Here is a 20,922-nt window from a genome sequence, read left to right as displayed (position 1 = left end):
GCTGGGTGAACCGACGCGCGGCGCGGGTGTTCGCGGCCTTCTTCGGCGCGGTGAAAGCGACGCCGTCGGCCGTCTCGGTCGTCAGCATCGTGTTCACCTTCGCCGGACTCGCCTCGTTCCTGCTGCTGCAGGCGTACTCGCCGGTGCTCGCGGGTTTCGCCGCCGCGCTGCTCCTCGCGATCGGGTATGCGCTGGATTCCGCCGACGGCCAGTTGGCGCGGCTCCAGGGCACATCGAGCCTCCAGGGCGAGTGGCTCGATCACACGCTCGACGCCGTCCGTCTCCCGGCCGTCCACCTCGCGATCGCGGCAGCCTTCCTGATGTCCGGCATGACCACGCTCGCCGTGGCCGCCGCGCTCTTCTCGGTTCTCGCATCGGCCAGCTTCCTGAGCCAGAACGTCGGTGGCCTGCTGCGCGACAACGCGCGAGTGGAGCGGACGGAGGTGCGGCGGATGCAGTCCTGGATCCTGTTGCCCACCGACCCCGGCGTCCTGTGCTGGGTGTTCGTGCTGTGGGGTGTTCTCCCTCTCTTCGTCGCGGCTTACCTGCTGCTGATGCTCGCCAACGTGGCGCACATGATCTTCTCCGCGCGCCGCCGCTGGCGTGAACTCGCCGAAGGAGGTCAGCGATGAGCGTCGTGGTCGAACCCGCCGTGTCCGTCGTGATCGCGACGCGAGGACGTGCAGAACTGCTTCGCCGCGCGGTTCGATCGATCGCCGCCCAGGAGTACGCGGGCGGCGTCGAGATCGTGATCGTGTACGACCAGTGCGATATCGACCCGCTCGACGACGTGAGGCCCGTGCTGGGCTCGGTCACCCTTCGCACCATGGCGAACGATCGCACTCCTGGCCTCGCCGGCGGTCGCAACACCGGTATCGCCGCCGCCACGGGAGAGCTGCTCGCCTTCTGCGATGACGACGACGAATGGCTGCCCGTGAAGCTCCGCGAGCAGGTCGCGCTGTGGGCGCAGGTGCCGGATGCCGTCGGTGTCTCGGCCGGAATCGAGATCGTCACGCAGAGCGAGTCGATCGTCCGCATTCCGCCCGCCGTCAGCACCCGGAAGGACTTCCTCGCCTCGCGCATCGGTGAGATCCATCCCTCATCCTTCCTGTTCCGTCGCAGCGATCTTCTCGATCTGCCGGTCGGGGTGGACGAGGCGATCCCGCACTCGTACGGCGAGGACTACGATCTCCTCCTGCAGCTCACGGAGCGCGGCGACATCGTGAGCGTCCCGCATCCGTTGGTCATCGTGCACTGGGACCGCACGTCCTACTTCGCCGGCCGCTGGGCACCCATGGCCGAAGGGCTCGGGTTCCTGCTCGAGAAGCACAAGGACCTGCTCCTCGACGACAGCAACGCCGCCCGCATGTGCGGTCAGGTCGCATTCGCCTACGCGGCGGCGGGTTCGAAGGCGTCGGCCAAGCACTGGGTGCGACGAGCCCGCAGACATCGCGCGAGCGAGCCTCGCGTGGCGCTGACCTGGATCGCGCTCTCCGGGATCGTCTCGCCCGAGCGGATCGTCACCGCCCTCAACAACCGTGGACGTGGGATATGAACGCCCGGATGAAGTGGATCGCAGGGGCTTCGGCCGCCGTCGTCCTCGCCGCAGCGGCATCCGTTGCCGTCATCGCCCTGGGGCAGTCCGGAAGCCCCTCCGCGCAGAACGCGTCAGCCACGGCGACGCCGACTCCCATCCCGACCGTCGTTCCGCCGACCACCGGGCCGAGCGCGCCTGCGGCGGCTGTCGAAGACGCATTCGAAGACCTGGTCTCCAGCGTCCTCGACGTCACGACCACCGTGAACGCCGGAGACATCGACGTCGTCCTGGACAGTCTGAAGGCGGTCGCCGCGCCCATCTACCTCAGCGGGGTGGAAGCGGAGCGCATGGAGCTGGAGGATCAGGGCTGGACTCGATCGGGCCAGGCGACCGTCGACGGGGTCGAGACCCTGGAGTACGACGCGTCCAAGACGCCCGCGACGGCCACCATACGCGCCTGCATCGACTCGTCCGATGTGGTCATCCACGATGCTGCCGGTGATGTCGTCACCGGTGGGTCGCCGCGGGCGTGGAAGATATTCGCCATCGAGCAGGTCGACGGCGCATGGAAGATCATCGGGCAGACATTCGCCGACGATCCCGCTTGTTGACGGCTCCGCCCGTCTTCGTTGCCCGACAACTCATATACGAAACGTTCTTGACGCGAAACGCCCGGCGACGCCAGTAGTACGCAGTAACAGTTCTTTTCACCTTGAGCAGTTCACTTTTTCAATGATTCTGGGGAGTCATCATGTCGCTGGGGATTACGCAGCAGAAGTCATCAAGCCGGTCTCGGCTGTCCGTCGCGGCCATCGCCGCGCTGGCAGTCGTGGGCGCGCTGTTCACTCCGACCGCCGCGTCGGCGGCGTCGCCGGTCACCGCTGACCTCGCGCCCGCCGCCGTATCGGCGACGTCGATCGGCCAGACGCAGGAGACTGCGGCCGCCTCATGCTGGGAGATCAAGCAGACCGCCCCCGCGGCAGGGTCGGGCGTCTACTGGCTGAACACGCCGGAACTCGGAGCACCGCAGCAGTTCTACTGCGACCAGGTGACCGACGGCGGCGGATGGGTGCTCATCGGTCGCGGGCGAGAGAACTGGCTGCAGGGCAACGTCGGCAGGCTGACGCCGAAGGACGTGTGGGAGAACCCCACCGGTCCGGCCGCATTCTCGCCCGCCCAGCTCCCGACGGACACCGTCACCGGGCTGCTGAACGGTGGCAATGTCGACGCGCTGCAGGAGGGTGTGCGACTGCGCCGCGCGCAGAACGTCGCCGGAACCACGTGGCAGGAAGTGCGCTTCAAGTACGCCACTCCTCGCGCCAAGTGGTCGTGGCAGTTCGCCGGCGTGCAGCAGGTCGGGACGTACTCCTTCAACGGTGAGACGTCTTCGGGCGGCAACACCGGCAGCTTCGGACGCGACAACACGTTCCGTCGAGTCGAGACGAACGTCGGCGGCGGCACCCGCGGCTGGGCGAGAGGCTTCCAGTACGGGTCGAGCGCGCGCGGAAACCCCGCAGCCGATTCCTACCTCTGGCAGGCCGACACCTCGTCGCCGTACCCGCGCCCCTTCACGCAGGTGTTCCTGCGCCCGCGCCTGATGAGCGCCGACATCTTCGCCACGCCGATCCCCGACGCAGGCACGCCGCAGAAAACCGTCGTCGCGACGGCTTCCAGCTACGCACAGCTGAACTCCTGGGGAGTCTCCGGTCTGGGGGCCGGCGGTTCCGGTGAGCTCAACACCGAGGTCTCCGATTTCGTCGAGATCGCCGGTGTCATGTACGTCGGCGGCAACTTCAAGTACGTCCAGCGCACCGCGGGCGGAACAGGACAGGTCGAGCAGAGCTACCTGGCCGCGTTCGACGTGGCGACGGGCGAGTGGATCTCCACCTTCCGCCCGGTGTTGAACAACCAGGTCAAGACGCTCGCCGCACTCCCGGACGGACGCCTCGCGATCGGTGGCGCCTTCAACACGGTGAACGGTGTGAGCGCGCCGGCCTTCGCCGTCCTCAACCCGAGCACCGGCGCGGTCGACCCGACCGTCACGACCAAGATCATCAACTACACCGGCGGCACCCCGCCGCTGCTGCGCACCATGGACGTCCAGGACGGATATCTGTACATCGGAGGTCGGTTCACTCACGCGACGGGAAGCGGCGTGACCCGCGAGGTCTACATGCGCAACCTCGGGCGGCTGAACCTCTCCACCCTCGCGCCTGATGCGTGGAACCCGCTCCTCGACGGCACCGTCGTGTCGGTCGATGCCTCTGCTCGCGGCGACCGCGTGTACGCCGCCGGGTACTTCGGCCTCAGCAACTGGGAGACGGTGACCGAGCGCGGCGGCGCCTACAACGTCAGCGACGGCTCCGTCATCCCGTGGTCGGTGCTCTTCTCCAACCGCGACAACGGTCGAAGCGGATACCAGCAGGCGGTCAGGGAGATCGGCGACAAGGTCTGGCTCGGTGGCTCTGAGCACTCGCTGTTCAGCTACTCCCGCGACACGATGGCTCTGGACACGTCCAACATCACCCAGAACGGTGGCGACTTCCAAGCCATCAACACCTGGAACGACTATCTCGTCGCCGGCTGCCACTGCTCGGAGAACGTCTACCAGGGAGCCACGACGTGGCCGACCCCGACGAACTACCACCGCGTGGAGCACATCGATCAGGCCGGATTCTGGAACACGGCGGACGGATCGTTCTCCGCGGACTTCAACCCGCAGATCACGATGCGCGTCGGGTACGGCGTCTGGGCCATCGAGCAGGCGAGCAACGGCTCGCTGTGGCTCGGCGGCGACCTCACCCACGTGCGACAGGCCGATGCGACCAACCGATGGACCGGCGCATTCGCTCGATTCGCTCCGAGGGATGCTGTCGCTCCGACGACCCCGACCGGTCTGACCGCGGCGCGTGCCGACGGCACCGACACCCTCACCTGGGATGCGGTGGACGGCGCGAGCTATGAGGTGCTGCGCAACGATCGGACGATCGCCACGACCACCGACACGAGGTACTCGCTTCCGGCCGCCGGGCAGGGTACGCGGTACTTCGTGCGCTCGGTCGACGCGGCAGGCAACCGATCTGCGTCGACACCCGTGATCACGCCCGCCGTGCTCGCTCAGCCGGTCGACGTGCTGACCGCCGGTGCGAACTGGGCGTACTGGTTCGCCGCGACGGCACCCGCCGCCGGCTGGCAGCTGCCGGGCGCCGACGTGTCGAGCTGGCGGACGGGAGCCGCTCCGCTCGGATGGGGGCACTCCGGCCTCGGTACGACGCTGACGATCGACGGCACGAAGCCGGTCACGTCTTACTACCAGCGCACGTTCGATGTGCAGGATGCGGCGGGGGTCGAGTCCCTGACTCTGACCACCCGGGCCGATGACGGCATCATCGTCTACGTCAACGGAACAGAGGTCGGCCGCGCGAACATGCCGGCAGGCGCAGTGGGATTCACGACGTACGCGAGCTCGGCGCCCAGCGCGGCGAGTGCCGTCGCCAACCCCGTGACGTTCACGGTCCCCGGTTCGCTGCTGCAGACCGGCGCGAACACCATCACGGCGGAGGTGCACTCGAACTACCGCACCACTCCCAGCGCGAGCTTCGAGTTGACCGGGATGCTCACGCTGGGTGAGCAGCCGGAACCGGAACCGGTTCCGGTGGATGTCATCGGCGCGCAGTCGCAGTGGTCGTACTACTTCGGCGCGGATGCTCCGGCTGCCGGTTGGGCCGCTGACGTCTTCGACGCATCGGGTTGGGCTGTCGGCACGGCACCTCTGGGCTGGGGTCACACGAACCTCGGTACGACGCTCACCGTCGAAGGAACCAGACCTCTCACGTCGTACTTCCGGAAGGACTTCACGGTCGATGACGTGTCGGCGCTCGGATCGTTCGTCATCACGACGCGAGCGGACGACGGGATCCGGGTCTCGGTGAACGGAACCGAAGTGAGTCGCGTGAACCTTCCGGCCGGGACCGTCGGACACACGACCTACGCGACGGCGGTGCCCAGCGCCGCACAGGCGCTCGCCAACCCGGTGGTCGTCGACGTGCCTCTGACCCTGCTCCGCGACGGTGCGAACAACGTGAGCGTCGAGGTGCACTCGAACTACCGGACGACGCCGAGCCACAGCTTCGAGCTCGTGGCGACCGCGGTGCCGGCAGGCGCGGGCGATGCGCAGCAGCGCATGCGCGGAGCGACCGCTCCGGCTCCCGAGGTCGCCCCGGCCGAGAAGCCCGTGGACGCCCCCAAGGCCGAGAAGAAGGCCACGACCGAGGAGCCTTCGACTCCTGCACCGGTCGCGCCTCCCGTCGAGGAGGCTCCGGCCCCCGTCGACGAGACCCCGGCTCCGATCTCGACGGATGTCCTCACTGCCAAGTCGGTGTGGAGCTATCACGTCGGGGCGGAGGCTCCGGCACCGGAGTGGACGACGAACGGCTACGACGACTCGTCGTGGCCGACCGGGACCGGTTCGTTCCTGCGGGGCGTCGAGGCGCCGCAGGACTTCGCCGGAACCGTCCTGGAGGACGCCGGTGAGGCGAGCCCGATCACCACGTACTTCCGCGCGAAGGTGGATCTCAACGAGACGGCCGGAACACAGTCGGTCACGTTGACCCCTCAGTCGTCGGGTGGCATCGTGGTGTATGTGAATGGAACCGAGGTCGGTCGCGTCAACATGCCCGAGGGCGCGATCACGGCCGACACGCTCGCCCTCCCCGCCGACGCGGCTCAGAAGCCCGTCACCGTGGCCATCCCGCTGACCGTGCTCGCCGACGGCGTCGATGTGATCACCGTCGAGGTGCATTCGGTGGCCGCCGGGCAGTCGCGACTGAGCTTCGACATGACGGGTGTCCGGCTCGCTGCCGGGACGTGAGCGCGGACACGACCGTCCGGCCGCATCCTGCACCTGCGCCCTGGGCCATCACGCCCGGGGCGCAGGTGTTGCCGGCATGGCCCCTGCTGGCGTGGCTCTACGGCTTTCCGCTCTATTGGGTCACCGGATTCAGCATCGTCGTGCCGATCGTCTTCGGCTCGCTCATGGCCGCATTCCTCGTCCTTCGCGGAGGACTGCGGGCGACGCCCGGCGTCCTGGTCTGGGGCGCGTTTCTGGGATGGGTGCTCGTCTGCGCCGTCTCCCTGACCGGCGTGATGCAGGCGATCGGATTCTTCCAGCGGACCATAGATCTCTTCGCCGTCGGGATCGCGTTCCTCTATTACGTCAACGCCAGGGAGCGGGTCAACGTCGATCGGATCCTCGGCGGTTTCGCCGTGATCTGGTTCACGGTGATCGTGCTCGGCACGCTCGCGACGATCTTCCCCGATGTCCGGATCGCGACACCGCTGGCGCAGGTTCTACCCGGCTCGCTCATGAACAACGAATTGGTGCGCGAGCTCGTCTACCCGCGCCTCGCAGAGGTTCAGCAGCCCTGGGGCGTCGAAGAGCCGTTCGTACGTCCGGCTGCTCCGTTCCCGTATACCAACTCGTGGGGAATGGCGTATGCGCTGCTGACTCCGGTGATGGCACTCGTCTGGTCGCGTCTGCGCTCTCGGTGGGCGCGCGTCGGGCTCGGCGCTGCGATGCTCGCCTCCCTGTATCCGGCGGCCCAGACCAGCAACAGGGGCATGTTCATCGCGCTCGGGGTCTTCGTCGTCTTCATGTGTTTCCGGTTCTTCGCGGGCGGGATGATTCGAGCGGGTCTGCTCACTCTCGGAGCGCTCGTCGCCGGTGTCGCGGCGCTGGCCGGGCTGGGGGTCTTCGCGGCGATCGCGGGAAGGCAGGAATACAGCGACACGACGACCGGCCGGAGCACGATCTATCAGGCGACGATCGAGAAGGTTCTCGAGTCGCCCCTGGTCGGGTGGGCGACACCGGCGATGGATACATCCATCGGTATCTCTCTGGGAACCCAGGGGTACGCCTGGACCCTGATGTTCTGTTACGGATTCGTCGGGCTCGTGTTGTTCCTCCTGTTCCTGGTGCGCATCATCACCGTGAGCTGGCGCCTTCGCGGCGGCGCCATGTTCGTCATGCAAGGTCTCGTGGTCACCGTGGGGGTCACGATCTGGTTCTACGGACTCGCGGTGACGCAGTGCCTCATCCTGCTCCTCGCCGCGGCCATTCTCAGCCGCGCGAGCGCAGACAAGGAAGAGGTGTTCGTGCGTGAGTAGCGGAATGCGATTGGGACGGGAATCGCTTCTGACCTTCGGCGGCATCGTGGTGAATGCAGGTCTCGCGTTCGTCGTGACCTGGATGGTCGGTCGTGGGCTCGGCGCGACGGCGACAGGGGAGTTCTTCCAGCTGACCTCGTGGTTCATGATCGCCACGAGTGTCGTGGGCCTCGGAGCGGACACCGGGCTGGTGCGCTCGCTCTCTCGCCAGCGCGCTCTCGGCGACGAACGCTACCTCCGACCCACCGTCCGGGTGGCGGTCCTGCCGGTGATCGGGTTCGGGGCCGTCGTATCACTCGCCGTCCTCCTCGCGGCCCCGCTGCTGGGGGACTGGCTGGGACTCGACGCCGCCGGCGTGGACACGCTTCGCATCCTCGCGATCGCACTGGTTCCGGGAGCGCTGATCGGTGTGCTTCTCGGCGGTTCGCGGGGCCTCGGCCATATCGCGACGTACACGGTCGTTCAGAACCTCTTCATCCCGATCGCTCGCCTCGCGGCCGTCGCAGCGGTCGTCATCTGGATCGGTACGGCCTGGGCGGCGGTCTGGGGGTGGGCGCTCCCGCTCGTCTTCGCGGCAGCCATCGCCGGTATCGCCCTGTGGCGGCAGATCACCGCGGTGGACCCCCAACGGCAGGTCGTGGGACGAGAGGAGACCAAGGAACAGCGGCGTGCGTTCTGGGCCTTCTCGCTTCCCCGAGGCGGCGCGGTCGTCCTCGAGCGCGCGCTCGACTGGGCCGACGTCCTCCTGGTCATCGCGTTGCTCGGACCGGCCGCCGGCGGTGTCTACGGTGTGGTGACGAGAATCGTCCAGGCCGGGTCGATGCTCGAGGCCGCGATGCGCATCGTGATGGGGCCGCGTCTCAGCGCCGCCGTCGCTCAGGGCAAGCATGACGAGGCGCACTCCCTGTTCCAGAGGGTCACCAATCTCCTGATCATCTCCTCGTGGCCGTTCTACATCGCCATCGCTGTGTTCGCGCACGACCTGCTGGGTCTGTTCGGCCCGGAGTTCCAGAGCGGCACCTTCGCGCTCGTCATCCTGGCCGTTGCCATGGGGCTCCGTAACACCGGAGGGGCCCTGCAGACCGTGCTGCTCATGGCAGGGCACAGCATGAGCCAGCTTCGCAACAAAGCGGTTCAACTCGTCATCCTCATCGTGATGACGATCGTGCTGGTCCCGGTGTGGGGCATCAACGGCGCGGCGGTGGCCTACGCGCTCGGTGTGCTCGTCGACACTCTGCTGGCGGGCTTCCAGGTCTACCGGTCACTGCGCTTCCGGACCGGCATCCGCGAGATCGTGGTCGCCGCCGTGCTCCCGCTCGTGATCGTGCTCGGCGGTACGCTCATTGTCAGCTACGTCCTTCAGGACGCATCGACCTTCTGGCGTCTCGCCGGACTCTTCGGGGTGCTCGCCGTCTACGGCGCCGTTCTCCTCTACACGCTGCGAAGACGAGGGGGCCCTTTTGGAAAAGCAATCGGCTGACACGTCGACCCGCGCCGCCTTCGTGATCACGAGCCACGCCGACATCCCGCTGCTGCGTCGTCTGGTGGACAGGCTGCTCGCGGGATCGCCCGACGTGCGCGTGTACATCAGTCATGACATCGCGGGGGAACCCGGAGTCGAAGACCTCGTGGGGCCGCGGTGCACCGTCATCCGGGAGGTGGGAGGGCGCGGCGACTTCACGCAGATCGAACGCATCGTCTCGCTCTTTCGGCTCGTCGAGGCGGACGGCGGCGCCGATTACGTGACCGTGCTGTCGGGGATGGACTACCCGGCGAGGCCCATCTCCGATTTCCTCGATGCCCTCACGAGCGCGGGTGACGGTTACCTTCACAATTTTCCTGCTCTCGATCCACAGGGCAGCGACTGGGCGATGCATGAAGCGCGCCAGCGTTACCTCTACCGCTGGTGGATCCTCTGGCCGCTGAGCGCGTCGTCGCGACGGCGCTGGCATTGGCTCCACGGGGTCAACTACGTGCAGCCGTTCCTCCGTGTGAACATCTCGTACGGGACGTTCCGGCTCGCATGGCTTCGCGGCAGATTGCCGAACGGAATGACGGTGCATGGAGGATCCGCGTGGTTCACCATCTCGCGCCGCGCGGTCCGCCACGTCCTCGCGACCGTGGATTCCCGACCGGACATCCTGCGCTGGGCGCGGACGAGCCTGGCCGTCGACGAGGTCTTCTTCCAGAGCATCCTCCTGAGTGCGGGCACCTTCGACTTCATCAATTCGAACGCACGCTACATCGACTTCGAAAGCGATGGTTTCGGCCATCCGAAGGTCCTCACAGAGGAGGACCTCGAGCGCATCGACGCGTCCGACGCGTACTTCATCCGCAAGGTCGACCGGGCTCGGTCCGCGACCCTGCTCGACAAGCTGGATGAACGCGTGACGGGACGCGAAGCTGACGATAGATGAGACTGTAGAGAGGGAGTCGGCGCTCAGTGCGTCCGACGGGAGGACAACGGATGACATTCTCGCTGATACTGACGGTGCTGCGACGCCGCTGGAAGACGATCGCAGCCTTCGCGTTGCTGGGCGCATTGGGCGGTATCGCGCTCTGGACGGCCATGCCGACGAAGTACTCCGCAACGACGAGTCTCGTCGTGTCCGCCGGTGTCTCCAATCCGTTCACCGGCACCAAAGAAGAGGTGAACATCCGCACCGAGCAGGAGATCCTCGGTTCCCGTCAGGTAGCAGAGCGCGCGTCCGAGGCCCTGGGCGTCGACCTCGTCCCCGGCTCGTTCCTGCTCTCGCAGGTCGACGTCGCCGCGCCCTCCGGTTCGCAGGTGCTGCAGGTGACGGTGAGCGCCAGTTCCCCGTCGGAAGCGGCGAAGGCTGCGGACGCGCTCAGCGAGGCCTATCTGGAGTTCCGTCGGGAAGGCGCCGATACGGTCGTCGATGGATATCTCGAGAAGATCGACGGGCAGCTCGCCGAGCTGCAGGCGGGCCCCCGAGACGACGCGACGAACAGTCTGATCGCGACACTGCAGCAGCAGCGGCTGAGTCTGCTGCTGTCCTCGTCGGAGCCGGGGCGGATCATCGGTGAAGCCGAGGTTCCTTCGAGCCCGTCGACGCCCGGCCTGATCGTATCCCTCGCCGGCGGAATCGTGGGCGGCATCGTCTTGGGCATCGGGGCCGCTCTCCTTCGCGAGCGCACCGATCCGCTCGTGCGGTCGGCCGATCGCCTTGAGAAGATCGTGGGTGCAGTTCCCCTCGTCTCGTCGTCGCATCATCAGCACGGTTTCTGGGCTTCCCTGGCGGATCACGTCGCCGACGCGACGGAGTCCGAGGGGGTCGTGCAACGTGTGCTGCTTCGCGGCGTCGGGGTCTCCGATGCCGCTGACTGGGCGAATCATCTCGAGAACGCGCTGGCGGATGCGGAGTCGGACGCGGGGGCGTTGAAGGACGGCGTGGACCTGTGGGCCGTCGACGTCGACGAGGAGGAAGACGGCAGTGAGTCCTCGGTGCTGCGCTCCGAGGACGCCGAGGCGCATGCGCGGATCATCGATGCGTCCGGGTTGGGCTCCGCGCGGGCCGTGGCTCGCTTGGCCGTCGGGGCGGATGTCGTGGTGCTCCTCGTGCCGAGCGATGCGCGATCTGCTGATGTCGAATCGGACTTCGAGCTGCTGCGGAGCACGGAGAGGCCTCTCGTCGTGGGCTTCGACCCGACGCGGGAGCAGGAGCCCGCAGACTCGCCGAGTGCGTGATTCGACCGTTATCAGAAAGTTGCACGATCGATACGGCTGTGGTTAACTCGCCGGAGCGAACGCCCAGTTAGGCCCGGAGGGGGGCGTGGTGTTCTTGTCGTCTCGCAGACCGCGGGGCGACCAGACCGTGTAAACAACACTGAGGACCCCTCTTTTGAAAGACCGCAGATCCCGATCAAGCGCGCTCAGAAAACTCTCCCTCTCGTCGACCGCGGTCATCGCATCCGCAGTGATGCTGGCCGCGGCTCTCGCTGGTTCGGCACCGGCGGCGGCTGCCGAACCGGCATCGACCCCGATCGCACCGGCTGCCGCCGCGTCCGAGCCCGTCACGCTCCTCGCAAAGGGAGCCGATTGGCGTTGGCACTATTCTCCGAGTGCATGGGATGCCGGCTGGCAGGCCCCGGGCTACGACGATTCATCCTGGCGAGACGGCACAGCCCCGCTGGGGTGGGGCCCCGATGCCCGCACCCGCACGTCGCCGGAGGGCAGCCCCGCCCGTAAACCGTTGAGCATCCAGTTCCGCACGGAGTTCACCGTGACCGATGTCGACGCGCTCGCCGACATCACGCTCTCTTTCCGGGCAGACGACGGGGCCGTCGTGTACGTCAACGGCAAGGAGATCACACGGCAGAACCTGCCGTCGAAGACGCTCTCGGCGACGACGTATGCGACGAAGGCGCCCAACTCCAAACTGGCAGCGCGGCTGCACACCGTCACGGTCCCGGCCTCAGCGCTGCGCGACGGAACCAACGTCGTCGCCGCGTCGACCCATCTGAACTGGCGTGCGACCCCGAACGTCAGCTTCGACGCCGAGATCACGGCGACGGCGAGCACAGTACCGGCTCCCGCCCCGGAACCGGCTCCCGCCCCGGAACCGGCTCCCGCACCGGAGCCTGCTCCCGCACCGGAGCCTGCTCCCGCGCCGCAGCCCGGTGGCGACCAGTGCGGCGCTCAGGGATACCTCGCGCCCGCGTGTGGAGCGCTGTGGGGTGCGTACACCCTCAAGGGTTCGACCCTCACGACGGCGGTCACCGACCTCGAGCAGAAGATCGGGCGTGAGCTCGACATCACGCTTCGCTACCACGACTTCTCCAAGAGCACGCACCAGGGGCTCTTCCCCGACTCGCACGAACAGACGCTCGGACAGTCGCGCACTCTGCTCTTCGCGTGGCAGGCCCGCGTCGCGAGCACGAACACCGATATCCGGTGGGCGTCGATCGCACGAGGAGAATGGGACGAGTACATCGATGCCGCAGCCGATCGAGTCGACGCCTTCGGCAATCCGGTGATGATCGCCTTCGACCCCGAGTTCGACAGGTTCGACAAGGGGACCATGGCCGAATACATCGCGGCATACACCCGCGTGCACGATCGCTTCGAAGCGAAGGGTGTGACGAACGTCGCGTGGCTGTGGGTGTCGACCGGCTATCTCGGGGCGGGGAACGACAAGAAGATCGCGTCCGGCTACCCGGGTGATGCGTACGTGGACTGGGTCGGGTTCGATCCGTACAACTTCTACACCTGCAATGGGAGCGGGTGGACGACCTTCGAGCAGGAGGTTGCCGGCCCTCACGACTTCCTTGTGAAGAACGGATGGGACGACAAGCCGCAGATCCTGATGGAATACGGCACGGAGTTCGATGAAGCCAACCCGGCTCGGTCCCAGCAGTTCTATCACGACATCCCGTCGGTGCTGAAGAAGTACCCGAACATCAAGGGACTCGTGCGGTTCGATGCCGGCTCCGGCACGTCGACATGCGACATGCGAATCGAGAACGGCCCGGGAATGGCCGGTGCCTTCGCGAAGGCCGGTCTCGATCCGTGGGTCAACGTCGGCAAGTGAGTCGCCGTGCGGGTGACCAGTCGATCGGCTGGTCACCCGCACGTGCCGCCGGATGAAGATGCCCGGGATGAGGGCGAACGGACGCGGGCGGCCCACTGAAGCTTCAGTGGGCCGCCCGCGTCGTCGTGGGGGAGGGGTCAGTATGCGCCGCTCGGTCGAACCATGACTTTCGCGGTGCGCCACATGATCTGCAGGTCGTTCATGACGGACCAGTTCTCGACGTAGCGCAGGTCGAGGCGCACGCTCTCGTCCCACGAGAGGTCGCTGCGACCGGACACCTGCCACAGGCCGGTGATGCCCGGCTTGATGTAGAGGCGACGGAACACGGTCCCGTCGTACGCCGTGACCTCGCTCTGCAGTGGCGGCCGCGGTCCGACGACGCTCATGTCGCCGGTGAGCACGTTCCAGAACTGCGGCAGCTCGTCGAGTGACAGCTTGCGCAGCACCTTGCCCACGCGGGTGACGCGCGGGTCGTCCTTCATCTTGAACAGCAGACCGGCGCCCTCGTTCTGCGCTTTGAGCGTGGCGAGCTGCTGCTCGGCATCGGTCTTCATGGAACGGAACTTGACCATCTTGAAGGTGCGGCCGTCGCGGCCGACGCGCTCCTGGAAGAAGAAAGTCGGACCCGGGGAATCGAGTTTGATCAGGGTGGCCAGCACCGGGGTGATCAGGCCGATCGGGATGAGTGCGACGATTGCGACCGCGATGTCGAGCGCGCGCTTGAGAACGTGCACGCCGCCTTCGTACGTCGGGATCTTCACCTGGATCAGCGGCAGGCCGTCGACCTGACGGAGGGAGATGCGCGGACCGGCGACATCGGTCAGGCGACTGGACAGCACGAGCTCGGCTGCGGTTCCTTCGAGCTGCCAGCTCAGCTGCTTGATGAAGTCGGGGTCCCCCTCGGGGCGGCTCGCCACGATGATGGTGTCCGCCCCGAGCTGCGCCGCTGCTGCGGCGACAGAATGAAGATTGCCCACGACCGGGTAAACACTCTCCCCGATGGCGAGCGTGCCGGCATTGCGATCCAGCAACGTCGTCCCCACGACGTGGTAGCCGTTCTCTCCACCCTTCTGCAGAGAATCGATCACATACTCGACATCCCCCGTATCGCCGACGACCAGGGTCCTCGACGCGTACTGTCCCCGAAGGCGCTGCCGCTGCAGCCAGCGGCGCCAGGTCCAGCGCGCGACGAGGAGCCCGAGCATCCCCACCGGGAGTGCGGCGAAGAACAGCGGCTGCAGTCCTTCCCACTCCAGGAGGACGCCGGCGATCGCGGCGATGCCGAAGGCCAGACCGCCCGCGTGCGCGACGCGGCGGTACTCGGTCGTCCCGGATCCGAAGATGGCGGCCGCCCGGGTGTTGAGGGCCGACAGCATCAGGTACCAGGCGAGGCCGAGCAACGCGGCGTTACGCAGCGCCTCGGCGGCCCAGACGTCGGTGATCAGCTGGATCGCTGCCGTCAGACCGACGGCGAACAGGATGACAGCCGCATCCGTGATCCGCAGCCGCATCCGATAGCCGCGCTCCCACTGCCGGCGCCTTTCCAATGTCGCCGAAGCCCGCGGTGTGACCACCGTGCGCGTCGCCGACCTGGTGGTGGCTCGTGGAGCCGCGACCGGCACGAAGCCCGTACGAGTGATGCTCAGAGCATCCTCGACGGAAGTCATGCCGAGGCCCCTTGAGCCGTGAATGTACGCAAATAACCCCAGTGCGTCATTTGATTCCCCAGATTCCCCAGACCATGAACCCCACGTTCACGGCATTCGTCTGCGTCCCGACCCCTCGGGTCCTGCTGAAACCCTTCGTGATTCCCACATCACGGAGTGCGTTTTCGCCGTCCCACACGGCGGTCGCTGACAGCAGGCACTGCAGACCTTCATCACTGTAGCGGAACATGCCCGTCATAGGAAGGTAATTCTCACGAATGGATGAATCAGCATCGTCGAGGCGGGCGCTATCCTGTCGCGGGTGACCGCGAACTCAGCCGCCCCGCGCTTCCAGCTCCGCACGATGCTGCCGCGGGATCCCGCTCAGCCGCATCGCACAGCGAGTTCGCTCGAGCTGTTCTTCGACCTCGTCTTCGTCGTCGCCGTGAGCATCGCCTCCGCGCAGCTGCACCACGCGCTCAGCGAAGGCGACTTCCTGCACGGCGTCACCTCCTACGCGATGGTGTTCTTCGCGATCTGGTGGGCCTGGATGAACTTCACCTGGTTCGCCACCTCGTTCGACACCGATGACTGGCTCTACCGCGTCACGACGTTCGTGCAGATGGGCGGCGTCCTCGTGCTCGCCGCGGGGGTCCCCCGGGCGTTCGCCGAGGGCGACTTCACGATCACCGTGCTCGGCTACGTCGTGATGCGGGTCGCGATGGTGGCCCAGTGGTTGCGAGCTTCGCGGACTGCGGGCCCGCTGCGCTCGGCCACGCGCCGGTACGCTCTCGGCATCGCGGTTGTCCAGGTGCTGTGGATCCTCTTCCTCCTCATCCCGGCCGGGATGCTGCAGCTCATCGCGTTCGTCGTCTTCGCGCTGCTCGAGATCAGCGTCCCCGTGTTCGCCGAGTACCGCAGGCAGACGCCCTGGCATCCGCATCACATCACCGAGCGTTACGGCCTGTTCACCCTGATCGTGCTCGGTGAGAGCCTGCTCGCATCCGCGAACGCGATCATCGACGCGCTGGACGAGGTGGAGTCGCTGGGGCCGCTGATCGCGATCTCGGTGCTCACGCTCGTCGTCACCGCGTCGCTCTGGTGGATCTACTTCTGGCCGCCTCATCACCGCGCCATCACGACCTTCCGCCGTTCGCTGCGCTACGGATACACGCACTACCTCGTCTTCGCCGCCGCTGCGGCGTTCTCCGCGGGCATCGAGGTGGAGCTCGACGTGCTGACGGGGGAGAGCCACCTGTCGAACGTCGCCGCATCGTTCACCGTCACCGTCCCGATCGCCGTCTTCCTGATCGGCATCTGGTGGATCGCGATCCGCGAGAACGCCGACCGGGTCGTGAACACGGTCCTCCCGCTCGGCGCGCTCCTCGTCCTGCTCGATCCGATCCTCCCGGTCCCGGTCACGCTGAGCGCCCTGATCCTCGTCGGCATCGTCGTGGTCCTGGTGATCCGCCCGCCGGTGGCGTCCACAGGCACAGACAAGGCATAAGCCAGGCAAAGGCCGCTGATCGGATGCTCCGCGAGTCTGGTGCGACCAGACACCCGAAGTCCGCTGGACAGGAGCCGATCATGAGCATTCCCGAACCCACCCAGACGCCCGACGGCCCCACGTATGAAGGACGGCTGCTCGATCGGGTGGACGAGGAGGTCGTCGATCAGGGCGCGGCTTTCGATATCCGCACCCTGATGAGCCGTCGCGGTGTCCTCGGCCTCGCGGGGATCGGCCTCGGCGCTGTCGTGCTCGCGGCGTGTGCTCCCGCCGATTCGGGTGCGACGCCGAATCCGACGCCGGCCTCGACGTCCGCCGCCCCGGGAGGTGGATCGGTGAGCGTGGGGGAGATCCCCGATGAGACTGCGGGTCCGTATCCAGGCGACGGCTCCAACGGGCCCGATGTGCTCGAGGACTCCGGGATCGTTCGCCAGGACATCCGTTCGTCGATCGACGGCGGAGAGACGGCCGACGGGGTGCCGCTCTCGTTCGAGCTGCAGATCGTCGACCTCGCGAACGGCGGCGTCCCTTTCGCCGGCGTCGCGGTGTACGCGTGGCACTGCACCGCGCAGGGCGAGTACTCCATGTACTCCGCCGGGCTGGAGGATGTGACCTACCTGCGCGGGGTGCAGGTCGCGGATGCGGACGGCATGGTGTCGTTCACCTCGATCTTCCCCGGATGCTATTCGGGTCGCTGGCCGCACATCCACTTCGAGGTCTACCCGGACGTCGGATCCATCGCCGACTCGACCACGGCCGTCGCGACCTCGCAGCTCGCACTCCCCGAGGCGGCCTGCACCGCCGTGTATGCCCGATCGGCGTACGACGGATCCGCGAGGAACCTCTCGCAGACCACGCTCGCCGGTGACAACGTGTTCGGCGATGACGCGGGCGCTCTGCAGGTGGCGACCGTCACGGGGGACGTGTCCACGGGATACACGGCGACGCTGGTCGTCGGTGTCGACACCTCCACGACTCCCGCCGCCGGCGCGGCTCCCGGCGGCGGACAGGGCGGCCCGGGCGGCGGTGGACAGCCGCCCGCGAACTGAGGCCGGCGACAGGAATCGACGAAGCCGCGATTCGAGGTCGGAGAAGCGGTCTGCTATGCTGATGATGCAGCGTGTGTGCATCGCCCCTCTCGGCCGCCACGTCGCCACTGATCAGGGCCATTACGGACCGCGCACATCGATGCGTGCGGAATCCGCCTTCGATCTTCACATCTTGCGGAACGCCCACGCGTGTCCGCCACACAGCAATGAGCATCACCATGAGCACGACCACTTTCCCTCCCTCCGATCCGTTGACCTGGAAGCAGGCCGACACCGATGTGCACGTCGCGACGCGCGCCGGCGAGTTCGCCGGCTTCGTCGAGTTCGACGGCGCTGCGCACCTCGTGCGCGACAATCACGGCGTCGATCTCGGCGCCTTCGATTCGCTCGACGACGCCTTCCGGGCGCTCGAAGCCGCACTCTCCGCCCTCGACGAGGCGCACGAGCCGGTTCGGCGGGGCGCAGCCTTCCCGTCGATCCTGCCGCGAGTGCGGCGTCGGCGGCCCCGTCGCGCCCGCGTCTGAGCGCGTCAGGGCCGCCGTCGACTCCGGCCCTCGCGATGCGCCCTCACGCACACGGAATGCGCGCCGTCAAGGGGTGCGGAAGTATTCCCGAAGGCGCATGCGGGCGGGGTTAGTGTGAGGTAAGCGTTGGGCAGTCGCCTTGGGCTTTCACAGCTCAAGGGCTCCGATCGTCAGGAGAAGATCATCTCCATCACACAGATCGCACCGACCGCGGCAACGCTGGGTCCGATTCGTCAGACGTACTCCGGCAACGCGGACTTCCCGCCCATGGCCAAGGCGTACAAGCAGGTGTCGCAGGTGGTCAAGGAGACGGGCCTGCTCCAGCGGACGCAGTGGTTCTACGTCTTCGTGGCCGCCGGCATCGCGGTCGCACTCGGCGGCCTCATCACCGGCTTCATCCTGCTCGGCGACAGCTGGTTCCAGCTCCTCATCGCCGCGGGACTCGGCATCGTCCTGACCCAGATCGCGTTTCTCGGACATGAGGCCGCGCACCGTCAGATCCTGACCACGGGGCCGGCGAACTTCAAGCTCGCCCGCATCGTGATCGCCAGCATCGGCATGAGCTACTCGTGGTGGGACTCGAAGCACACCAAGCACCACGGAAACCCGAACCAGGTCGGCAAGGACCCCGACATCGAGGTCGACACGATCTCCTTCCTGGAAGAGGACGCCGCGAAGGCGAAGGGCCTGATCAAGCTGATCACCCGCAAGCAGGGCTGGCTCTTCTTCCCGCTCCTCACGCTCGAGGGGCTGAACCTGCACTTCCTCGGCCTGAAGTACCTCATGACGACGAAGAACGTCAAGGGACGCTGGACCGAGCTCGGCATCATCGCCCTGCGGTTCGCGCTCATCCTCGTGCCCGTGTTCATGATGCTCCCCCTCGGAATGGCCTTCGCCTTCATGGGCGTGCAGTTCGCGGTGTTCGGCGTCTACATGGGTGCCGCGTTCGCGCCGAACCACAAGGGGATGCCGATCATCGAACCCGGCGCCCGTCTCGACTTCTTCACCAAGCAGGTCCGCACCTCCCGCAACATCAGCGGCGGATGGTGGACGACCTGGCTCATGGGCGGTCTCAACTACCAGGTGGAGCACCACCTCTTCCCGAGCATGCCGCGGCCGCACCTGGCGAAGGCACGTGAGATCGTGCGCGACTACTGCGCGGCGAACGACGTGCCGTACACGGAGACCAGCCTCGGCCGCTCGTACATGATCGTGATCGAGTACCTGAACCGCGTCGGCCTCTCCGCCGGCGCCGACCCCTTCGACTGCCCGGCGGTGGCGCAGTTCGGTCGGCCGTAGCCCTCGGACACCATCGGGCCTGATCAGTCCGGACACGACAGAGGCGCGAGCAGGAATCCCTGCTCGCGCCTCTGTCGTTCGTGTCCCTACTTGGACTTCTTCTTGGTCTCCACCACGTCGATCGTGATCTTCTCGAGCGGACCGTCGTCGAGCTCGTCTTCGAGGACCTCGTCACCGAGGAACGTGTCCTCGGGCGTCTCGTCGGCGGCTGCCTCTGCCGGCTCCTCGCCGAGGGACGTCTCGTCCATCGCGGCGATCGAGGCGGGCAGGGCCTCGTCGGAGAAGATCCCGTCGGGGCGGATGAGCTCGCGCACCTCGGCCATGAAGCTCGTCAGCTGCTGCTGCTGCCAGCGGAGCTGACGGGTGCGGTCCTCGGCATCGTGCAGCACGGCCGTGGTGTGACCGGTGACGGAGTCGACGATCTTCTGCGACTTCTGGCGGGCACGGTCGAGGGTCTCGCGTGCGCGGACCTGGGCGTCGGCCTCGATGGCCTGTGCCTGTGCACGGGTCAGACGCTCGTAGTCCTCGGCCCGGGCGGAGATGCGCTGCGCGTGCTCGAGCGAGGCGGCGACCTGCTCGTTCGCGTCGTTGGTGATGCGCTCGGCGTGTGCCACCGCCTGGTTGTGCAGCACGAGGAACTCCTGCTGCGCATCGTCCTGGCGACGGGTGAGGGTCTCCTCGAACTCCAGCACCCGGGCGTTCATGTCGCGCACCTCGCGTTCGGCATCCGCGCGCAGCTGCGTCGTCTCCCGGGTGACGAGCGAGCGCAGCGCGGCCGCGCCCTTCTCGGCCTCCGTGCGGATCGCCGTCGCCTCCTGAGCGGCCTGGTTGACCTTCTCGGCTGCGTGCGCGGCTTCGCGTTCGATGCGGGCCTCGTGCGCCGTGTACTCGGTGTCCATCTTCAGGCGCACCTGGTCGGCGTCGCGCTGGGCCTGGGACGTGATCCGGTCGGCGTCGGCCTCGGCCTCGGCGCGTTGCGCCGTGACCTCTTCGCGGGCGGAGGTCATCAGACGGTCGGCCTGCACGGCGGCGTTCTGGATGAGCACGTTCGCCTGCTCCTCGGCGACGCGCAGGATCGCCTCGAACTGCTGTCGCGACGGGGCCTCTTCGCCGTCCGTCTGCGGAGCATCGACGAGCTCGGAGGTGAGGGTCGCGACCTGCTGCTCGGCCTCGGATGCCTTGGCGTTCGCGGCCGTCAGCTCGCTCTCGAGTGCCTCGCGGGCCTTGCGCTCCTCCTCTCGTACTGCTTCGACGGCTTCCTCTTCGCGGGCCTGCGCTTCGGCGACATCGGCGGCGGCCTGCTTGAGCTGGTTGCGGAGGGCCGAGAGTGCCGAATCGACCTCACCCTTGTCGTAGCCGCGGAAGCCGACGGTGAACGCACCCTGCTGGTCGCGGGGTGTGGTCTCGATCAGCTGGTCGAAGAAGTCCGGCGAGCGCTCGCCGTCGCGGTCGGCGGGTCCGGAGGATTCGCTCATGGGATTCTTGCCTTTCTGGCGTGGTCACACCGGGAGCTGCGGCTCCATCCCGACGTAAGGGATCGTGTGGACCGGAGGAGGATGTCGTCAGGGCTCACGCCACCACCGTGACCCGGCGGAGGCCCGGCGGGGCGAGGCGCATCCTCCAGCCTAGTTGCGTCTGCGCTC

15 protein-coding genes are annotated in these 20,922 nt (G+C 67.2%); 13 read left to right on the top strand and 2 right to left on the bottom strand.

What is annotated here, in order from left to right; translation table 11 throughout:
- Positions 1-5 precede the first annotated feature (5 nt).
- The 9 genes from CQ045_RS06170 to CQ045_RS06130 all read left to right on the top strand — a co-directional run bounded on the left by CQ045_RS06170 (position 6) and on the right by CQ045_RS06130 (position 13,254).
- Complete coding sequence (locus tag CQ045_RS06170; RefSeq protein WP_181156460.1) at positions 6-632, top strand: CDP-alcohol phosphatidyltransferase family protein; 627 nt, start codon at positions 6-8, stop codon at positions 630-632.
- Positions 629-1,555, top strand: coding sequence for a glycosyltransferase family 2 protein (locus CQ045_RS06165; protein ID WP_105721783.1), 927 nt, complete (start codon positions 629-631; stop codon positions 1,553-1,555). The genes CQ045_RS06170 and CQ045_RS06165 overlap by 4 nt, the downstream gene beginning before the upstream one ends.
- 8 nt (positions 1,556-1,563) lie before the next feature.
- On the top strand, positions 1,564-2,148 hold the full coding sequence (locus CQ045_RS06160; protein WP_146115193.1) for a hypothetical protein: 585 nt from the start codon (positions 1,564-1,566) through the stop codon (positions 2,146-2,148).
- 140 nt (positions 2,149-2,288) lie between these two features.
- A complete protein-coding gene (locus CQ045_RS06155) occupies positions 2,289-6,407 on the top strand; it encodes a delta-60 repeat domain-containing protein (RefSeq protein WP_105721781.1) in 4,119 nt (1,372 codons plus the stop codon).
- Positions 6,404-7,702 carry a ligase gene (locus CQ045_RS06150; RefSeq protein ID WP_105721780.1) on the top strand — a complete coding sequence of 433 codons (1,299 nt, stop codon included), beginning with the start codon at positions 6,404-6,406 and terminating at the stop codon, positions 7,700-7,702. Before CQ045_RS06155 ends, CQ045_RS06150 begins: the two co-directional genes overlap by 4 nt.
- Complete coding sequence (locus CQ045_RS06145) at positions 7,695-9,182, top strand: oligosaccharide flippase family protein (protein WP_146115192.1); 1,488 nt, start codon at positions 7,695-7,697, stop codon at positions 9,180-9,182. Before CQ045_RS06150 ends, CQ045_RS06145 begins: the two co-directional genes overlap by 8 nt.
- Positions 9,163-10,119 (top strand): beta-1,6-N-acetylglucosaminyltransferase, encoded by a 957-nt coding sequence (locus tag CQ045_RS06140; protein ID WP_105721778.1) that lies wholly within the window; start codon positions 9,163-9,165, stop codon positions 10,117-10,119. Before CQ045_RS06145 ends, CQ045_RS06140 begins: the two co-directional genes overlap by 20 nt.
- A 50-nt stretch (positions 10,120-10,169) precedes the next feature.
- Complete coding sequence (locus CQ045_RS06135; RefSeq protein ID WP_105721777.1) at positions 10,170-11,411, top strand: YveK family protein; 1,242 nt, start codon at positions 10,170-10,172, stop codon at positions 11,409-11,411.
- Positions 11,412-11,643: 232 nt separating this feature from the next.
- Positions 11,644-13,254 carry a glycosyl hydrolase gene (locus CQ045_RS06130; RefSeq protein ID WP_146115191.1) on the top strand — a complete coding sequence of 537 codons (1,611 nt, stop codon included), beginning with the start codon at positions 11,644-11,646 and terminating at the stop codon, positions 13,252-13,254.
- Between the two features lie 137 nt (positions 13,255-13,391).
- On the opposite strand, the gene CQ045_RS06125 is transcribed toward CQ045_RS06130, so the two are convergent.
- Positions 13,392-14,921: a sugar transferase gene (locus CQ045_RS06125; RefSeq protein ID WP_105721775.1), complete on the bottom strand. Its 1,530-nt coding sequence runs from the start codon at positions 14,919-14,921 to the stop codon at positions 13,392-13,394.
- Between the two features lie 343 nt (positions 14,922-15,264).
- On the opposite strand from CQ045_RS06125, the gene CQ045_RS06115 reads away from it, so the two are divergent.
- The 4 genes from CQ045_RS06115 to CQ045_RS06100 all read left to right on the top strand — a co-directional run bounded on the left by CQ045_RS06115 (position 15,265) and on the right by CQ045_RS06100 (position 19,279).
- On the top strand, positions 15,265-16,407 hold the full coding sequence (locus CQ045_RS06115) for a low temperature requirement protein A (protein WP_105722197.1): 1,143 nt from the start codon (positions 15,265-15,267) through the stop codon (positions 16,405-16,407).
- 80 nt (positions 16,408-16,487) lie between these two features.
- Positions 16,488-17,456, top strand: coding sequence for an intradiol ring-cleavage dioxygenase (locus tag CQ045_RS06110; RefSeq protein WP_105721773.1), 969 nt, complete (start codon positions 16,488-16,490; stop codon positions 17,454-17,456).
- A gap of 218 nt (positions 17,457-17,674) precedes the next feature.
- Positions 17,675-17,980, top strand: a complete 306-nt coding sequence (locus tag CQ045_RS06105) for a hypothetical protein (protein WP_146115190.1) — start codon at positions 17,675-17,677, stop codon at positions 17,978-17,980.
- Positions 17,981-18,160: 180 nt separating this feature from the next.
- A complete protein-coding gene (locus CQ045_RS06100) occupies positions 18,161-19,279 on the top strand; it encodes an acyl-CoA desaturase (RefSeq protein ID WP_181156479.1) in 1,119 nt (372 codons plus the stop codon).
- Positions 19,280-19,365: 86 nt separating this feature from the next.
- Here CQ045_RS06100 and CQ045_RS06095 read toward each other — a convergent pair whose 3' ends face one another.
- The gene (locus tag CQ045_RS06095) at positions 19,366-20,754 is read right to left on the bottom strand and encodes a cell division initiation protein (RefSeq protein ID WP_105721771.1); all 1,389 of its coding nucleotides are present in this window, start codon (positions 20,752-20,754) and stop codon (positions 19,366-19,368) included.
- Between the last annotated feature and the right edge of the window lie 168 nt (positions 20,755-20,922).

Source organism: Microbacterium sp. MYb66, from assembly GCF_002979435.1.
Lineage (GTDB): Bacteria > Actinomycetota > Actinomycetes > Actinomycetales > Microbacteriaceae > Microbacterium.
This window is presented reverse-complemented; position numbering and strand designations above follow the sequence as displayed.

Coding starts and splice junctions, on each gene's coding strand:
- CQ045_RS06165 (WP_105721783.1), top strand. CDS start 629: ATGAGCGTCGTGGTCGAACCCGCCGTGTCCGTCGTGATCGCGACGCGA.
- CQ045_RS06160 (WP_146115193.1), top strand. CDS start 1,564: ATGAAGTGGATCGCAGGGGCTTCGGCCGCCGTCGTCCTCGCCGCAGCG.
- CQ045_RS06155 (WP_105721781.1), top strand. CDS start 2,289: ATGTCGCTGGGGATTACGCAGCAGAAGTCATCAAGCCGGTCTCGGCTG.
- CQ045_RS06135 (WP_105721777.1), top strand. CDS start 10,170: ATGACATTCTCGCTGATACTGACGGTGCTGCGACGCCGCTGGAAGACG.
- CQ045_RS06130 (WP_146115191.1), top strand. CDS start 11,644: ATGCTGGCCGCGGCTCTCGCTGGTTCGGCACCGGCGGCGGCTGCCGAA.
- CQ045_RS06125 (WP_105721775.1), bottom strand. CDS start 14,921: ATGACTTCCGTCGAGGATGCTCTGAGCATCACTCGTACGGGCTTCGTG.
- CQ045_RS06115 (WP_105722197.1), top strand. CDS start 15,265: ATGCTGCCGCGGGATCCCGCTCAGCCGCATCGCACAGCGAGTTCGCTC.
- CQ045_RS06110 (WP_105721773.1), top strand. CDS start 16,488: ATGAGCATTCCCGAACCCACCCAGACGCCCGACGGCCCCACGTATGAA.
- CQ045_RS06105 (WP_146115190.1), top strand. CDS start 17,675: ATGAGCACGACCACTTTCCCTCCCTCCGATCCGTTGACCTGGAAGCAG.
- CQ045_RS06095 (WP_105721771.1), bottom strand. CDS start 20,754: ATGAGCGAATCCTCCGGACCCGCCGACCGCGACGGCGAGCGCTCGCCG.